Consider the following 688-nt stretch of genomic DNA (forward strand, 5'->3'; position numbering starts at 1 on the left):
CTTGTTCGGAGCATCCCTAACAGGGCATAAACCAGAAACCATGGGAGTAACATGAGCAACAAACAACTCAACGAAACCAGCAAGTTCCTTAGCTATGTTCTCAGGCATGAGCCACAAGCTATCGGCCTGCAGCTAGACAGCGAAGGCTGGGCAGATATCCATTCTTTGATTGCTGGCGCTGCTAAAGACGGGCGACCCTTAGATATCGCACTCATTCAAGCGGTCGTCAGCAGCAGCGATAAAAAGCGCTTCAGCATCTCGGATGATGGGCAACGCATTCGCGCCGTGCAGGGCCACTCAACATCCAACGTCAGCCTTCAGCACATAGAGAAAGAACCACCGGAATTTCTCTACCATGGCACAGCAACACGCTTCCTGGAGTCGATTCACCAACAAGGGCTGATTGCTGGCTCACGCCACCACGTGCACCTGTCGCAGGACAGACCAACAGCTATTGCTGTCGGACAGCGCTATGGAAAGCCTGTGGTACTAAAAATTGAAGCCCTACGAATGTACCAAGAGGGCTTAAAGTTCTTTCAAGCGGAAAACGGAGTTTGGCTAACCAACCATGTTCCAGAAAAATTCTTGCACAATAAATAGCCTACCCGCAATCCAAAGAAACAACTTCTAGATAAGACTCGACAATGAATAGCACTCTGAAAATCAGCCTTTAGGGATGCTCCGAACA

The 688-nt window shown here is 49.4% G+C and carries 1 protein-coding gene; it reads left to right on the forward strand.

Annotated features, from left to right (window positions below):
* Positions 1 to 51: 51 nt before the first annotated feature.
* Positions 52 to 600 carry an RNA 2'-phosphotransferase gene (locus M5G17_RS27090; protein ID WP_273895920.1) on the forward strand — a complete coding sequence of 183 codons (549 nt, stop codon included), beginning with the start codon at positions 52 to 54 and terminating at the stop codon, positions 598 to 600.
* Positions 601 to 688: the final 88 nt, after the last annotated feature.

The sequence above is a fragment of the Pseudomonas rubra genome, from assembly GCF_028656935.1.
GTDB classification, from domain to species: domain Bacteria; phylum Pseudomonadota; class Gammaproteobacteria; order Pseudomonadales; family Pseudomonadaceae; genus Aquipseudomonas; species Aquipseudomonas rubra.